At 46.1% G+C, this 13992-nt stretch carries 16 protein-coding genes and 1 pseudogene; 4 read left to right on the top strand and 13 right to left on the bottom strand.

All coding sequences use genetic code 11. The annotated features are described in order from the left end of the window. Positions 1-375: 375 nt before the first annotated feature. Together QUB37_RS21390 and ileS are read left to right on the top strand one after the other, a co-directional pair. Positions 376-960, top strand: a complete 585-nt coding sequence (locus QUB37_RS21390) for a Uma2 family endonuclease (protein WP_333165839.1) — start codon at positions 376-378, stop codon at positions 958-960. Positions 961-1223: 263 nt separating this feature from the next. Then, positions 1224-4814 carry an isoleucine--tRNA ligase gene (gene ileS, locus QUB37_RS21385; protein WP_333165836.1) on the top strand — a complete coding sequence of 1197 codons (3591 nt, stop codon included), beginning with the start codon at positions 1224-1226 and terminating at the stop codon, positions 4812-4814. An 83-nt stretch (positions 4815-4897) separates the two neighbouring features. Here the strand turns inward: ileS and QUB37_RS21380 are convergent, their stop codons facing one another. The 9 genes and pseudogenes from QUB37_RS21380 to QUB37_RS21340 form a co-directional block, all read right to left on the bottom strand. Further along, positions 4898-5194, bottom strand: a complete 297-nt coding sequence (locus QUB37_RS21380; RefSeq protein ID WP_333165833.1) for a hypothetical protein — start codon at positions 5192-5194, stop codon at positions 4898-4900. Between the two features lie 18 nt (positions 5195-5212). Continuing rightward, on the bottom strand, positions 5213-5548 hold the full coding sequence (locus tag QUB37_RS21375; protein WP_333165831.1) for a XisI protein: 336 nt from the start codon (positions 5546-5548) through the stop codon (positions 5213-5215). Continuing rightward, positions 5536-5952, bottom strand: a complete 417-nt coding sequence (locus QUB37_RS21370; protein ID WP_333165828.1) for a XisH family protein — start codon at positions 5950-5952, stop codon at positions 5536-5538. Before QUB37_RS21370 ends, QUB37_RS21375 begins: the two co-directional genes overlap by 13 nt. Before the next feature lie 31 nt (positions 5953-5983). Next, positions 5984-6319, bottom strand: a complete 336-nt coding sequence (locus QUB37_RS21365) for a XisI protein (RefSeq protein WP_190732840.1) — start codon at positions 6317-6319, stop codon at positions 5984-5986. Continuing rightward, a pseudogene (locus QUB37_RS21360) lies at positions 6307-6722 on the bottom strand (XisH family protein). The gene QUB37_RS21365 and the pseudogene QUB37_RS21360 overlap by 13 nt, the downstream one beginning before the upstream one ends. Positions 6723-6816: 94 nt before the next feature. Continuing rightward, a complete protein-coding gene (locus QUB37_RS21355; RefSeq protein WP_333165824.1) occupies positions 6817-7329 on the bottom strand; it encodes a dihydrofolate reductase family protein in 513 nt (170 codons plus the stop codon). Between the two features lie 66 nt (positions 7330-7395). Then, positions 7396-8121 carry a DUF4926 domain-containing protein gene (locus QUB37_RS21350; protein ID WP_333165822.1) on the bottom strand — a complete coding sequence of 242 codons (726 nt, stop codon included), beginning with the start codon at positions 8119-8121 and terminating at the stop codon, positions 7396-7398. A gap of 3 nt (positions 8122-8124) precedes the next feature. Continuing rightward, positions 8125-8460 carry a DUF6883 domain-containing protein gene (locus QUB37_RS21345; protein ID WP_333165820.1) on the bottom strand — a complete coding sequence of 112 codons (336 nt, stop codon included), beginning with the start codon at positions 8458-8460 and terminating at the stop codon, positions 8125-8127. After that, positions 8441-11710, bottom strand: coding sequence for a leucine-rich repeat domain-containing protein (locus QUB37_RS21340; RefSeq protein WP_333165818.1), 3270 nt, complete (start codon positions 11708-11710; stop codon positions 8441-8443). The genes QUB37_RS21345 and QUB37_RS21340 overlap by 20 nt, the downstream gene beginning before the upstream one ends. 193 nt (positions 11711-11903) lie before the next feature. Here QUB37_RS21340 and QUB37_RS21335 point away from each other — a divergent pair, with 193 nt between their 5' ends. Together QUB37_RS21335 and QUB37_RS21330 are read left to right on the top strand one after the other, a co-directional pair. Beyond that, on the top strand, positions 11904-12173 hold the full coding sequence (locus QUB37_RS21335) for a type II toxin-antitoxin system VapB family antitoxin (RefSeq protein ID WP_242723481.1): 270 nt from the start codon (positions 11904-11906) through the stop codon (positions 12171-12173). Beyond that, the gene (locus QUB37_RS21330) at positions 12170-12589 is read left to right on the top strand and encodes a type II toxin-antitoxin system VapC family toxin (RefSeq protein ID WP_333165816.1); all 420 of its coding nucleotides are present in this window, start codon (positions 12170-12172) and stop codon (positions 12587-12589) included. The genes QUB37_RS21335 and QUB37_RS21330 overlap by 4 nt, the downstream gene beginning before the upstream one ends. A gap of 11 nt (positions 12590-12600) precedes the next feature. Here the strand turns inward: QUB37_RS21330 and QUB37_RS21325 are convergent, their stop codons facing one another. The 4 genes from QUB37_RS21325 to QUB37_RS21310 all read right to left on the bottom strand — a co-directional run bounded on the left by QUB37_RS21325 (position 12601) and on the right by QUB37_RS21310 (position 13988). After that, complete coding sequence (locus QUB37_RS21325) at positions 12601-12921, bottom strand: DUF433 domain-containing protein (protein ID WP_333165813.1); 321 nt, start codon at positions 12919-12921, stop codon at positions 12601-12603. Positions 12922-12958: 37 nt separating this feature from the next. After that, the gene (locus tag QUB37_RS21320; RefSeq protein ID WP_333165811.1) at positions 12959-13114 is read right to left on the bottom strand and encodes a hypothetical protein; all 156 of its coding nucleotides are present in this window, start codon (positions 13112-13114) and stop codon (positions 12959-12961) included. Between the two features lie 169 nt (positions 13115-13283). Further along, a complete protein-coding gene (locus tag QUB37_RS21315) occupies positions 13284-13646 on the bottom strand; it encodes a DUF5615 family PIN-like protein (protein WP_333165808.1) in 363 nt (120 codons plus the stop codon). Positions 13647-13649: 3 nt separating this feature from the next. Continuing rightward, positions 13650-13988, bottom strand: coding sequence for a DUF433 domain-containing protein (locus QUB37_RS21310; protein ID WP_190735861.1), 339 nt, complete (start codon positions 13986-13988; stop codon positions 13650-13652). Positions 13989-13992 lie beyond the last annotated feature (4 nt).

Here is a 13992-nt window from a genome sequence, read left to right as displayed (position 1 = left end):
TTAGCTCGTCAGCAGGGTTTTGACATCACTGTTAGTGGTTGGCAGTATGGCTAATTGAGAATGGTGCAAGATCTCAGTTAAAACCGACTGCAAGTGTCAATTCAATCCGATGTTGAGTTTCGCATAAAACCGACTGCAAGTGTCAATTCAACTCGATGTTGAGTTTCGCATTTCACGTTAATCAACCTCCTCAGTCCTCTTGCAGAGGACTTGCGCTATGAGACAGGGATTTCAATCCCTGTCGGACTCGCCGTCAAACGAGTTAGACCACTTAAAGCCGTCAAGCGAAGGACGGGGTTTTAGACCAATTTTCTTGATAAATTAAATGCCCGATCGCTTAACTAATACAAATTAAACTTAAATCAAATAACAATAATGGTTCAAACCGCTTCTAAACCTTTGAGTCTCCATGAATTTCTCCAACTGTCGGAAACCAAACCCGCCAGCGAATTCATCGACGGTCAAATTATCCAAAAACCTATGCCCCAAGGAAAACACAGCACAATTCAAAGCGATTTGGGTGCTGACATCAACCGGGTACTCAAACCCCAACGCATCGCCCGCGCCTATCCAGAATTGCGCTGTACCTTTTGCGGTCGATCGACTGTACCCGATCTTGCAGTCTTTACCTGGGAACGCATTCCCCGCGACGAAAACGGCGAAGTAGCCAACACTTTCGCCATCGCCCCGGACTGGACAATCGAAATTCTTTCCCCCGACCAAAGTCAAACTAAAGTCGTCCGCAACATTCTCTACAGTCTCGCCCACGGAACCCAGATGGGCTGGTTGATTGACCCGGAAGAAGAACTGGTATTTGTCTATTTTGCCGTTAGCGAAGCCCTCGCAGAGGATCGCACCATAGCAGTTTTTGAAGAACCGGGCGATCGCATCCCCGTTCCAACCTTTGCCGAATCCTTCAATCTCACCGTCGCTGAAATGTTCAGTTGGCTGACTCAGTAGCGCCACCTCGGTTTATGAATGATTTAACCGCAGAGGGCGCAGAGGGCGCAGAGGAAGAGAAGAGAGAGAACTCTACGGATTTGGTTCGATCTAATGTGCGGTCGATCGCTTATACTAAAATATCTGGTTGTCAGCTCTTCAATGACGAGAGATGACTAAAGTGGTCACTACAAACTTGATTATGATTATTTAACCGGACTTGATATCATCTTTCAAATAACCGCTAACTACTAACAACTAACTACATAAAACGTTTCTCAAAAATGGAAGCTAAATCTTACAAAGACACCGTAAACCTGCCCAAAACAAAGTTTGATATGCGCGCCAACGCCACCAAGCGCGAACCAGAATTGCAACAATTTTGGGCAGATCAAGAAATCTACGATCGCCTCTCGGAAAATAACCCAGGCGACTTGTTCATCCTCCACGACGGGCCACCCTACGCCAACGGACAACTCCACATCGGCCACGCCCTCAACAAAATCCTTAAAGACTTTATCAACCGCTACCAAATGCTGCGCGGCAAAAAAGTTCGCTACGTTCCCGGTTGGGATTGTCACGGATTGCCGATCGAACTTAAAGTATTGCAAAACATGAAATCGGACGATCGGCTAAATCTTACGCCGATCGAACTCCGCCGCAAAGCCGCCGCCTTCGCGCAGCAAACAATGGAACAGCAGCGCGAATCCTTCCAGCGCTACGGCGTTTGGGGCGACTGGGAACACCCGTATTTAACCCTGAAACCCGAATACGAAGCGGCTCAAATCGGCGTTTTCGGTCAAATGGTTCTCAAAGGCTACATCTATCGCGGCTTTAAACCCGTGCACTGGAGTCCGAGCTCGAAAACAGCCCTCGCCGAAGCGGAATTGGAATATCCCGAAGGCCACACGTCGCGCAGCATCTACGTCGGCTTCCATGTGAGAAAGTTGTCAAAATCTTTGCAGTCGAAGCTCAAGCGCTATATGCCGAGCCTCTGGGCGGCGATTTGGACGACTACCCCTTGGACGATTCCGGCGAACTTGGCGATCGCAGTCAATCCCGAACTGACTTATGCGGTGGTGGAACCGCCGGCAAATTCGCACATCGCACAACAATTTATGTTAGTAGCTGTCGATGCGGTCGATCGGCTGTCGGCAACTTTTAACACTGAATTAAAAATACTTGCCACCTTCAAAGGCAAAGAATTAGAAGGTTGCAGCTACAAACACCCACTGTTCGATCGCGAAAGTCCAATTGTTGCCGGCGGTGACTACATTACCGCTGATTCCGGGACGGGGTTGGTGCATACTGCACCGGGGCACGGACAAGAAGACTTTATCGTTGGAAAACGCTGCGGTTTGCCAGTTTTAACGCCCGTAGATGAAAACGGAAATTTCACCGCAGAAGCCGGACAGTTTGCAGGTTTAAATGTCCTCGGAAACGGCAATGCCGCAGTGATTGATGCCCTTGCGGAAGCAAATTGTTTGATTAAAGAGGAAAGTTACGCTCACTCTTATCCTTACGATTGGCGCACCAAAAAGCCGACTATTTTTCGGGCGACAGAACAGTGGTTTGCTTCCGTTGAAGGGTTCCGAGATGAAGCCTTAAAAGCGATCGCCGAGGTGAATTGGATTCCCGCCCAAGGGGAAAATCGGATTACTGCAATGGTTAGCGATCGATCGGATTGGTGTATTTCTCGCCAGCGGACTTGGGGCGTTCCGATTCCCGTATTCTACGACGAAGAAACCAACGAACCGCTGCTGAATCAAGAAACGATCGCCCATGTCCAAGCCCTTTTTGCCGAGAAAGGTTCCGATGCTTGGTGGGAATTGTCGATCGATGAATTGCTGCCGGAATCTTACCGCAATAACGGCCGCACTTACCGCAAAGGTACAGACACGATGGATGTGTGGTTTGACTCGGGTTCTTCCTGGGCCGCAGTTGCCCAAGGTCGATCGGAATTAAACTATCCTGCTGATATCTATTTGGAAGGTTCAGACCAGCATCGCGGCTGGTTTCAATCGAGTTTACTTACCAGTGTAGCAACTAACGGCATTGCTCCTTACAAAACAGTTTTGACTCACGGTTTTGTACTCGATGAAAAAGGCCGCAAGATGAGCAAGTCTGAAGAAAATGTCGTCGATCCGGCCGTCGTAATTAAGGAATATGGAGCCGATGTTTTACGGTTGTGGGTGTCTTCGGTAGACTACTCGGCCGATGTGCCGTTGGGCAAAAACATTCTCAAACAGCAGTCAGATGTTTACCGCAAAATTCGCAATACAGCTAAGTTTTTGCTGGGCAATTTGCACGACTTTGATCCGGCAAAAAATGCGGTTGCTTACGAGGAATTGCCGGAAATAGACCGCTATATGCTGCACAGAATGGGCGAAGTTTTTGCGGAAGTTCAAGAGGCTTTTGAAAGCTTCCAATTTTCCCGATTCTTCCAAACTGTGCAGAATTTCTGCACGGTGGATTTGTCGAATTTTTACTTGGATATTGCCAAAGACCGACTTTACATCAGCGCGACAGATACCCGTCGCCGCCGCAGTTGTCAGACGGTGATTGCAATTGCTGTGGAGAATTTGGCAAGGGCGATCGCACCTGTGTTGTGTCACATGGCTGAGGATATTTGGCAGTACCTTCCCTATCCGACTCCTTACAAGTCCGTGTTTGAAGCCGGCTGGGTGCAAATGGATGCTTCATGGCACAATCCAGAATTGGCTAATCGCTGGCAGTATTTGCGACAAGTGCGCGGCGAAGTTAATAAGGTTTTGGAAAAAGCCCGGATGGAAAAGGCGATCGGTTCTTCTTTGGAAGCTAAGGTTTTATTGTACGTTCCCGATGTTGAGAAAAGAGAGCAATTGCAAGCTTTGAATCCCAGCAGTGAAGAATTGGTGGATTATGTGCGATCGCAAAATTCCGTCATAGAGTTAGCGGCAGAGGAAAAAGCAAAAGCAGCACAAGATAAACAGGAAGAACAAGCGGCCAAAGTTGCCAAAGTCTTGACAGAAAACACAGTTTATGTTGAGGCGGAAACGATCGCACAAAAGCGCGATCGACCTTCTCAGATAGTAGAGTATTCTGCCCCTGAACTGTCGGCTTCAGATTCGCAGCCAATCTTAGATCAAGCCGCCGAGTTTGTAGCTAATTTGCCTGAATACGCGGGCAACTTTTTTACAGAATACCAACAAGTTTTGGTAACACTTGGGCTGTTAGCCTCTGTGTTAGTAACGGGCAGAGTAACGCTGGCGATTTTGGATACGATGAATCAGATTCCGATGTTGGGAGGCTTCTTTGAAGTCATCGGCATCTTATTTACAATCTGGTTTGCTTTCCGTCACTTGCTGTTTGCCGCCAACCGTCAAAAAATTGCAGAACAAATTGATTTCCTGACAGCAGATGTGGTGGGCCGGAGTACAGCGCTTGTACTTGCAGAAACAAAGGCGATCGTCCTCGCACCGCCAGTAGATGCAGCGCTTGTGCTTGTAGAAACACAGGCGATCGCACAAACAGCCCCAGCCGAAAAAGTGTTTGTAGAAACACCCCAAATCCCGGAAGCAGAATTAGTTGCGATCGAACCCAAACCAGAAATTCCTGCTGAGATAGCTGCAGGGCACGATTCTACAATGACCGGCAACGGTGTAGACGAACTGCGGTATTTGTTCATTACTTCAGAAGTGGAACTGGTAGAATCGAATGCAGCGATTCAGGAATTGCCGTACAGTTATCAGTCTCCAGAGTTGGCGATTGGTGTAGTCAAAGCAGACGGGGAAAAGTGCGATCGTTGCTGGAACTACTCTACTCACGTCGGAGAGTCGATCGAACATCCGCTAATTTGCGAACGCTGCGTTTCAGCAGTAGACGGCAAATTCTAACGTAGGGTGCGCTTCGGGAAAAATTCTTGAGTTTGTGGTAGCCACATTCAGCCCGAAGCGCACTCTACAATAACTTCATTTACTTATTTCTGATTAAAAAAACCGCAGACTATTTCACCAGGGTTGTTTTGTCCAAACGCCAAAACTGTTCCATCTTTCTTAACTGTAGTGCGATCGCGGCAATTGTAGACTTCTAGAGGCTGTTTCACTCCATCAACACTAAGAATTACCCTGTATTCCCAATAATTTTTTGCACTGCGTTTGATATCGACAATGCAAATCTCGCTTCCTTGATAATTGCGGCATACAGAGGCGTCAGCAGGAAGCGCCACCCAGAAAAAAGATATTAATAGCAAAAAGTAGCAAACACATTTCATCATCTGCGATCGCCTTTTCCTTTACGCTACTCCGAAACCAGTATGCGGACGCTTGTAAGGTGGATGCAACCCCAACACAATATCCTCCTCAGACACTCCCATCTCCACAAATTCCCGTGCAATATCTACTTCTGTCATGTTGCGCTGAATCCAAATTTTGCTATCCTTAATATCCAAATGAATGAAACAGTTGTATATCCGCTTTAGCCCCTCCCAGCCAACATCTAGTAACTGATAGTGGTCATGTTCTCCATCAAAAACAAGCTGGCATTCAACGCCTGAATTAGGCTTTTCTAGCGTAGCTTGTTGAGTTAGCAATTTGCGGATACACTGGCGGTAATGCTCTACTCTTTCCATTCCACAATTACCTCCTTTTGCGGATCGTAAACGACGAGTTTAAGTTGATACACATTGACCGCTTCTTGTATAAATGGCTCTTGAAAAAACGAGTCAAAAGTATCAAATGGTACTGCTAGATACAGTGTTCTGTCCGGTTCTTTGATTTGTAAGGCAAGCCGATAATTCAAAAATTGACCCAAGGCGAGATGAAAGTCAGTAATTGCAGAGTTGTTGAGAAAGCTTTTAATTTCAACAGCAATTTTTTGACCAAATTTTTCCGCCGCCAAAATCTTCTCTGCGGCTAAATCAATCTCAAACTTAACACCCTGAATTTTGACGATCAGCGGATCTGCGGTGATTTCCCACTCCTCCTTCTGAAGCGCTTCCTTTACAGCATCGTGAAATAAATCTCTAGCAGCCATTTATGTACAATACAGCTTTTATATCTCTTATCTATTCTACTGCATAACCCGTATACTTCCGCATAAAGGGCGGCTGAAACCCCCAAACAATATCCTCTTTTGGAACTCCGGCTATTACTAAATCTTCAGCAATATCATCTTCAGTGGCATTCCATTGAAGCCAAATTTTCCCGCCCTTGATATCAATGTGAATGCTACAGTGATGCACCCTAGTCTGCTTGTCCCAGCCCACATAGAAGATTTGGTAATGATCTCGTTCTGTATCAAGAATTGTCTCGACTTCAATGTCTCCGTGAGCAGGTTTGCGCTTGCCGTACTCCAGTAACATTTGCTGCACAATTTGCCGATATTTGCTTAATTTTTCCATTCTACAATAACCTCAACTGCTGTATCATAAACAATCATTTTTACCTGGTTTTCTTCGATCCTTGCTTTCGGGAAATCTAGTTGAAAGAATTCTTCATAGGTTATTAACGGCACAGCCAAGTACAAAATGCGATCTGGTGCTTTTTCTTTGAGTGCGGCTCGATAATTAATGAACTGCCCCAATGCTCTGTGAAATTCCGAGATTGCCGACGATTTTGCCAAAAAACTTTTGACCTCAACGGCAATTTTTTCGCCTTCCCTTTCTGCCGCAATCAGCCTTTCTGCTCCCAGATCGACATATCTACACCGCCCACACTAATCGGAAACGGATCGTGGGTAATATGCCAGCCTTCTTTTTGCAAAGCTGTTTTGACAACTTCATGAAAAACATCTCTGGCAGACATAATATATCGATAACTAACTTACTTATTCCTATCTTACCTTTTTTGATAACCAACTGGCAGTATTGTGCCAGCGACTAAGCAATTAGGTGCGCCCTCAAGTCGCGACATCATAAGATAGCTGAACCATACCAGAACTGTATGTCTGACATCCTGTTAACTGCAAAGCTGTAGTATTTATGGGATTAACAAATAAAGGGATTCCCTCGCCTAAAATAATCGGGTGCACCGACAAAATCACTTCGTTGACAAAGTTTTGATTCAGGAAATCGCGAATCAGCAGAGAACCTCCCACCAACCAAATATTCTTGCCCTCAAGCAAGCGCAAATCATTGACAAAACTCTCTAAATCTGTTACTATTTCGACATCAGGAGTGGCTTGAAAATCTAGATTTTTCGTAAAAACATAACTCTTTTTTTCCTGGTACGGATACTCGCCAAAAGTTAGAACTTGTTCGTAAGTTTTCCGACCCATGAGAACCGTATCGATGCTATCTAAGAAGTTACTATAACCGTAATTTTGGTCTGTAAACAGCCAGTCAATATCGCCATTCGATCGGGCGATATAACCGTCCAGACTAGATGCAATGAATAGTACAATTTTACGCATGGTCACACCGAGGTTTTGGGAATGATTGGGGCAATGAGCGCCCCAATTACCTTAATTTTAAATGATTTAGCGTCCTGACGGTAGCTTGAGTTCGATACCCAGTTTGTTGCTGACATCGATCGCCTTATCAGCAAAATCAGTCATGCCTGCGATCGGAATTGCGATCGCAGTACCCGCCGCTACAAGAGCTGTTAACCTTTTCTTTAATTTGGTTTTATTCCATTGGCTTTCCGGTTTTTTGATTTCGGCTTCGACATCTTCAATATCAATAATTATCTCATCGCGAATGTCTTCGGGAAACTGATCGGCGGTTTCACGCATCGAGGAAATCAGTTTCAGGATTTCTGCCGTATTGGCGTTATTATTTTGGTTAAATTGGCTATTGCTAGCTTGGGCATTGTCGCGGCCGATAACACCGGAAACATTAGCGCCTTCTAGGTTGTTGGCTTGCGAGTTATCAACTTTATCACCTCCAACTTTATCACCTCCAACTTTATCACCTCCAACTTTATCACCGCCAACTTTATCGCCTTGACCGTATTGATGAATAGTATGAGACATGGAGGTATTTTCTGCTGTAGACTTATATTTTAGTTGTAACAGTTGACTGCTGTGTAGTGGCAACATTGCATAAGTTTGTCCATCGTCGTCGCTGAATTCGACTTCGTAAACTTCTGGAGCTAAAACCTCGACGATCGTACCCACTTGACCTGCAAGTAAATTAGCATCGGGTAAATCTTCTTTGATGGCAACAACATCGAGTAATTGTAACTTGACGATCACCTTTACCATAATTTACCTCCGAATGTAACAGCTAGTGAGTCGGGGGAACGTTTCTGTAGAACGGACAATCCAAGTGCTGCGAATTGTTGCGGTGTTTCCATTGCGGGTTAGGGGGAAATCGACCAGATAGCGTTGACCGTATTCATCTTGGCTGGAGGAGATAGCATCATAGATTTGAATCGCTTCTAACAGGATAAATTCCAATTCTTCGGCATCTTCAGCACTTAACCCTAGGATAGCAAGAAATAACCGAGCTTTGTGTTTTCCCCGATCGTGCAGGATGTTCAAGCTATAGTCCCGAAGTTTGTGAATATCAATAAACGCAGCTTCAGCGTTGGGGAGTTTCATCGGAATTGCCCATTATCTTGTCGCCTTGAATTCGATCGCCCCCAAAGTTATCGCCGCGCCCGTTTTGATGAGTTGTTTTAGAACTGCGATCGAGATTGTTTTGATGAACGTGAATGTTAATTCCAGGATAACCGTCTTCTGTATAGTCTAAATCTCGATCGCCCATTTGGTTTCTGCGACGAAGTTCGATCGACTCATACCCATCCAGCAACTCTCGCAAATTCAGCCAGATTTTAAGTTTGCCGACAAAATATTTGTTCAGACCCTCACCCTCGTGTCCCAGCAATTCCTCATAATCCAGCGGTTCAGCATCGGGATTATCGGGAACCGGCACCTTTTGACTGATTTCCAGATTGGCAAAAGAATTGTGGATTTTGGTAAACGTATCGCGAATCATGCTGAGGAAAGAACGCCGCGTCGATTCCCGCCCGCTAACGGCAATAAAGATTTTCTTATCTTCCGGGTCAGATTTGATCCGCGCGATGTTGTACACCTCAGCCCCTTCCCTGTACTCCACCATAACCCCCGTCCGCCAGTGGGTGCATTTGTGGATTTTCTCGTGCATGAGGACGATGAAGCGCGAGAGGATGCTGTCGGGGAGGATGCGGTAGTGATATTGAAATTCCAGGGTTTCGCCTTGGAGTTTGGTGTTTTGCGGTTCTTCTTTGGGCAAGATGCCGGGGATGAGGAAAGTCGGCGCGGGACAATGGCTGACGGGGAAGCAGAGTTCAAATTCCTCCATCAACTCGGTGAGGCAGTCGTAGCGGCGGCTGGGATATTTAGTTGAGTCGAGGATGCGGCTGAGGTCGGCGTAGGTGAGAATGCCTTTGGTTTTGACTTTGAGTGCCTCGTCGCTGAGGAGGGCATAGATGCCTTCTGTCACCCAGTGGGGATTGAGGATGTTGGTGGATTGCAGGATGGGGTGTTCGCGGAAGTTGAGGACAATGCCCAGGTTGTGCAGCAGTCCGATGAGTTGGGTTTGGTCGGTTTCTTCAAAGATGTTTTCTTTGGCGCAGATGGTGGCGTATTCGCTGATGCTGATGATGTCTTTGTCGAGGTTTTCCAGGCGCTGCTTGACTTGGAACCAGCTTAGCGGCAAAAGATCGTAGACTTCTTTGAGTTGGGAGATTTCCGTGTGGATGGCCCTGCGGAGTTCGTCGATGCCGGTTCCGCTTTCGCAGGAAGTTTCGACAATCGCTTTGATGTTGGGATATTTGTCGCGCAAGGCTTTGCGGTTGAGATCCAGGGGTTGTTCGTCGCACTTGTTGCCGACGAGGATGACGGGGGATGCGTCGCCGAAGCTTTCGATCAGTTTCAGCCAGTATTCGAGGCGGTTTTCGTCTTCGCTGCGGCAGTTGGAGACGAGGAGGTAGAGGCTGCGTTTGGTGAGGAAAAATTGGTGGGTGGCGTGGTAGATTTCTTGTCCGCCGAAGTCCCAGACGTTGAGTTTGACTGGTTTGGTGTTGACTGTAATTTGCCAGTCTGTGATGTTGAGTCCGTCGGTTTGGGGCTGGTTGGGGTTGTATTGGTTGTGGGTGAGGCGGTTGATGAGGGAGGTTTTGCCGACGCTACCTTGCCCGACGAGGAGGACTTTGGCTTCGTTGAGGGGGCGGACTTCGCCGCTGCGGAGTTGGCGCAGGTAGTTGAAGATGGTGGCGTGAGTGCTGAAGCCTGTATACTTTTCAGCCCCCCCTAGAACTTCTGGATAAATGGGCAAGGGATTGCGACGGAGATCGAGTTTTTGAAGTTTTGGCAGTGTTTCCAAGCATTCAGGGATAGTTTCAATCTGATTTCTTCCAAAGTAAAGCTGTTCCAGATTGGACAGTTGGCCGATCGCATCTGGGATTTGCTTAATCTGATTGTTACTGAGGTCAAGCTTTGTCAGATTGGACAGTTGACCGATCGCATCTGGGATTTGAGCAATTTGATTGTTACAGAGGTCAAGTCCTGTAAGTTGTGAAAGTTGGGCGATCGAATCTGGGATTTGCGTAATCTGATTTGTAAAGAGGGTAAGACTTGCCAGATTGGACAGTTGGCAGATCGCATCTGGGATTTGAGTAATCTGATTGTCATGGAGTCCCAGCCCTTGCAGATTGGACAGTTGGCAGATCGCCTCTGGGATGGAGGTAATCTGATTGCTCCCGAGCTGAAGCCATGTCAGATTAAATAGTTGGGCAAGCATATCTGGGATTTGCTTAATCTGATTGTTACTGAGGTCAAGCTTTGTCAGATTGGACAGTTGACCGATCGCATCTGGGACTTGTGCAATCTGATTGCCACTGAGGTTAAGCTCTCTCAGATTGGGCAGTTGGACAAGTGCTTCGCAAAGCTTTGCTAACGCATCTGGGACTTGTGCAATCTCATTGTCACTGAGGTAAAGGCTTCTCAGATTGGGCAGTTGGACGAGTGTTTCACAAAGCTTTTCTAGCGCATCTGGGATTTGTGCAATTTGATTATCACTGAGGTCAAGGTGTTCGATATTGGGCAGTTGGACGAGTATTTTACAAAGCTTTGCTAACGCATCTGGGATTTGAGTAATCTGATTGCTACTTAGGTGAAGATGTGTCACATTGGGCAGTTGGACAAGTGCTTCTGCTGGGATTTGGGTTATCTGATTACCATTGAGGTTAAGTTCTCTCAGTTGGGAAAGTTGTACTAACGCATCTGGGATTTGTACAATCTGATTATCCCTGATGTCAAGGTGTGTCAGATTGGACAGTTTGGCGAGTGCTTTGCAAAGTTTTTCTAGCGCATCTGGGATTTGTGCGATCTGATTGTTCCACAGGGAAAGCTCTGTCAGATTGGACAGTTGCTCGATCGCATCTGGGATTTGGGCAATCTGATTGTGACTGAGGTTAAGCTTTATCAGATTGGACAGTTTGCCGATCGCCTCTGGAATTTCTGTTAAACCAATGCCGGTTAAATTTAAACTCTCTAATTGCTTCATTTCCAGCAGCAATTCTGGCATTTTTCCGAATGGATTGCTGCTGAGGTTAATCGATCGCAAATTTGCCAGCGATCGCAATTCATCTGGCAGTGATGTCAATTGATTCGTAATCGGTAGCGGAGTCCATTTACCATCAGCCCCTACTCGCCATCTATTTACCTTCCCCAACACCAACGACTCAAGCTGCGTGCACTTGCCAATCTCCGGCGGCAATTCCTCCAACCCCAACCCCGACAAATCCAGTTCCGTCAATTTTTCCTCGGCTACTTGGTCAATTCGCCGCACTGCTTCCTCTCGCGTCATGCCCTTTGTCTCTCGGTAGGATTCATTTTATTGTGACAGGAATTTTCGCTTGGTGGGGAGTTTCCCGCGCGTCACAATCAAAGAAACCGGGTTTTTTTTGTTTCTACACTGTCATGCGTCTTCTGGGCAAAAACCCGGTTTCTGAGCGAGGCATCACAACTATAATAAAATAACGGTTACAAGAGGAAAGCCAATGGTGACGAGCCTGAATGTGGATACGGCACTGCTGCAAGAGGCGATCGAACTTGAGGGAGAAATTGAGTTCGAGACTCTAGTTGAAATCGCCTTGCGCGAATACATTCAACGCCGCAAACAGCCACAGAATCTCGAACTTAGCTTTGGAGAATCTCTCAGTGCATTTCGTGAAAAATATCAACTGCACGAACTGGGTTTAAATCCTGATGAAATTTGGGGAGAAGTTCGCGATCGAACTTTTGCAGGACGCGAGGTCATCTTTGAATGACGCTGCGTTATTTACTCGATACCAACATTATCTCCGAACCTGTTCGTCCTGTTCCGAATGCGAATGTGATGACTAAACTAATTGAGGCAAAATCCACAGTTGCGATCGCCTCGATCGTTTGGCAGGAAGTTCTGCTGGGCTGTTATCGAATGCCAGATTCTAAGCGTCGCAGTGCGATCGAAGCTTATCTTCAGGAAGAAGTGAAAGTAAAATTACCGATTTTGCCCTACACTCAAGAAGCGGCTGAGTGGTTCGCTAAAGAACGAGCAAGACTCATCCCAATCGGGCTTACACCGTCTTATGCTGATGGGCAAATTGCAGCGATAGCTAAAGTCAATAATCTGATTCTGGTGACACGAAATGTTGCTGATTATGCAAACTTTCAAGACTTGGCAATCGAAAACTGGTTTTCTTAAACTTAATCGATTTAATCATCTGTATGATGAGAAACAATAATGCGATCGATTTCTTCCCGGTGGCGATCGTAATAACGCCAAGCATTCTCTAAATCGCGATCGTCCAACACTGGATAATTCCGAAGTAACTCAGCCTCATTAGCGCCCTGTTGGTGAAGCGAAACCAGTGTCCAAACAGGAATGCGGGTGTTGTGAATCCGGGCATTTCCTCCACAGACTCCAGGCGTACTCTGAATCGCCCTAGCTGAGAGTTTTTCTTGAAACAGCAAACTCTCTTCAGGTGTCAGCGACTCAATGACTTGAATTAAGGAGTCAACCAACTGAATGTTCATAGCTGGTAATTTACGGAATATATAATAGTGCGATCACTCAAACTATCATAGCAAATTTCCCCAACACCAACCTCTGAAGCGGAGCGCACTTGCCTATCTCCGGCGACAATTCCTCGAACGCTGCCAAATCCAATTCTGTCTGGCCTTCATCTGCGGCTTTGTCGATAAACTGCCACAACTCCTCTGGCGTCATACCCTTTGTGTCTCGGTAGGATTCATTTTATTGTGACAGTCAAACTCAATAAACCTGGTTTTTTTGGGTTTCTACGACTGTAACCCGTCTTCTGAGCAAAAACCCGGTTTCTTACCACCCGCGAGGAATCTGGGGAGGAAAAAGGCTACACATTTTTTGTTTAGTAGATTTATGTTAAAGGGAGATGAATTATTCGGTCTTGGTATTCGTTATCAAACGAACCATCCACAATCACAATCAATTCCTCAATATTTTGCCCAATACTTAAATCCTGATTCAAAACGAAAATCCCTGGAATATGACCACCTTGAGCCAGATGATCTACCAAATGTACGGGCATTGACTTGCGATTGTTTGTCACCAAAATAAAGTTATGCTCCTCACACCACACCAAAATCTCTGGATCGAGAGTGCTTTTTGGGGGTGTACCAATTTCGCCCACTGCCCAAACTACTAAATCAGGGCGTTTTCGCCGAAGTTGTGTAGCATAAATGGGCGTAACATTCTCGTCCATTAAATATTTGAGCGCCATTTCTCAAGCACCCTGGATAACAGATTGTCTTTCCCGTTCAGCTTTCAATTTTCGCAATCTTTCTGTCGCAGGATGGGGATTGGCTACTTGGATCTTTCGCTGCTGATGCGACCATTCCAACCAATCTTGCAAATATCTACTTACTGATTCTTGATTCTGTAAATAATACAAAATAGTCGTATAAACTTCTGCCAAAGTTAGAGATGGATATAGTTGCTGAATTTCTTCTGGGGTGCGTTCCCGATAAAGATACTCATACAGTACCGTCTCAATCCCGATGCGATGTCCTTTAATGCGAATATCATCCGGTGCTAAAAAATCAAAATACTCATTCAGTCCCATATCT

It is taken from the genome of Microcoleus sp. AT3-A2, assembly GCF_036705685.1.
GTDB lineage: Bacteria > Cyanobacteriota > Cyanobacteriia > Cyanobacteriales > Microcoleaceae > Microcoleus.
The sequence above is the reverse complement of the archived record's forward strand: the minus strand, read 5'-3'. Positions and strand labels throughout refer to the sequence as shown.

Coding starts and splice junctions, on each gene's coding strand:
- QUB37_RS21325 (WP_333165813.1), bottom strand. CDS start 12,921: ATGAACATTCAGTTGGTTGACTCCTTAATTCAAGTCATTGAGTCGCTG.
- QUB37_RS21340 (WP_333165818.1), bottom strand. CDS start 11,710: ATGACGCGAGAGGAAGCAGTGCGGCGAATTGACCAAGTAGCCGAGGAA.
- QUB37_RS21350 (WP_333165822.1), bottom strand. CDS start 8,121: ATGGTAAAGGTGATCGTCAAGTTACAATTACTCGATGTTGTTGCCATC.
- QUB37_RS21315 (WP_333165808.1), bottom strand. CDS start 13,646: ATGGCGCTCAAATATTTAATGGACGAGAATGTTACGCCCATTTATGCT.
- ileS (WP_333165836.1), top strand. CDS start 1,224: ATGGAAGCTAAATCTTACAAAGACACCGTAAACCTGCCCAAAACAAAG.
- QUB37_RS21310 (WP_190735861.1), bottom strand. CDS start 13,988: ATGGGACTGAATGAGTATTTTGATTTTTTAGCACCGGATGATATTCGC.
- QUB37_RS21390 (WP_333165839.1), top strand. CDS start 376: ATGGTTCAAACCGCTTCTAAACCTTTGAGTCTCCATGAATTTCTCCAA.
- QUB37_RS21370 (WP_333165828.1), bottom strand. CDS start 5,952: ATGGCTGCTAGAGATTTATTTCACGATGCTGTAAAGGAAGCGCTTCAG.
- QUB37_RS21330 (WP_333165816.1), top strand. CDS start 12,170: ATGACGCTGCGTTATTTACTCGATACCAACATTATCTCCGAACCTGTT.
- QUB37_RS21355 (WP_333165824.1), bottom strand. CDS start 7,329: ATGCGTAAAATTGTACTATTCATTGCATCTAGTCTGGACGGTTATATC.
- QUB37_RS21320 (WP_333165811.1), bottom strand. CDS start 13,114: ATGACGCCAGAGGAGTTGTGGCAGTTTATCGACAAAGCCGCAGATGAA.
- QUB37_RS21380 (WP_333165833.1), bottom strand. CDS start 5,194: ATGATGAAATGTGTTTGCTACTTTTTGCTATTAATATCTTTTTTCTGG.
- QUB37_RS21365 (WP_190732840.1), bottom strand. CDS start 6,319: ATGGAAAAATTAAGCAAATATCGGCAAATTGTGCAGCAAATGTTACTG.
- QUB37_RS21345 (WP_333165820.1), bottom strand. CDS start 8,460: ATGAAACTCCCCAACGCTGAAGCTGCGTTTATTGATATTCACAAACTT.
- QUB37_RS21375 (WP_333165831.1), bottom strand. CDS start 5,548: ATGGAAAGAGTAGAGCATTACCGCCAGTGTATCCGCAAATTGCTAACT.
- QUB37_RS21335 (WP_242723481.1), top strand. CDS start 11,904: ATGGTGACGAGCCTGAATGTGGATACGGCACTGCTGCAAGAGGCGATC.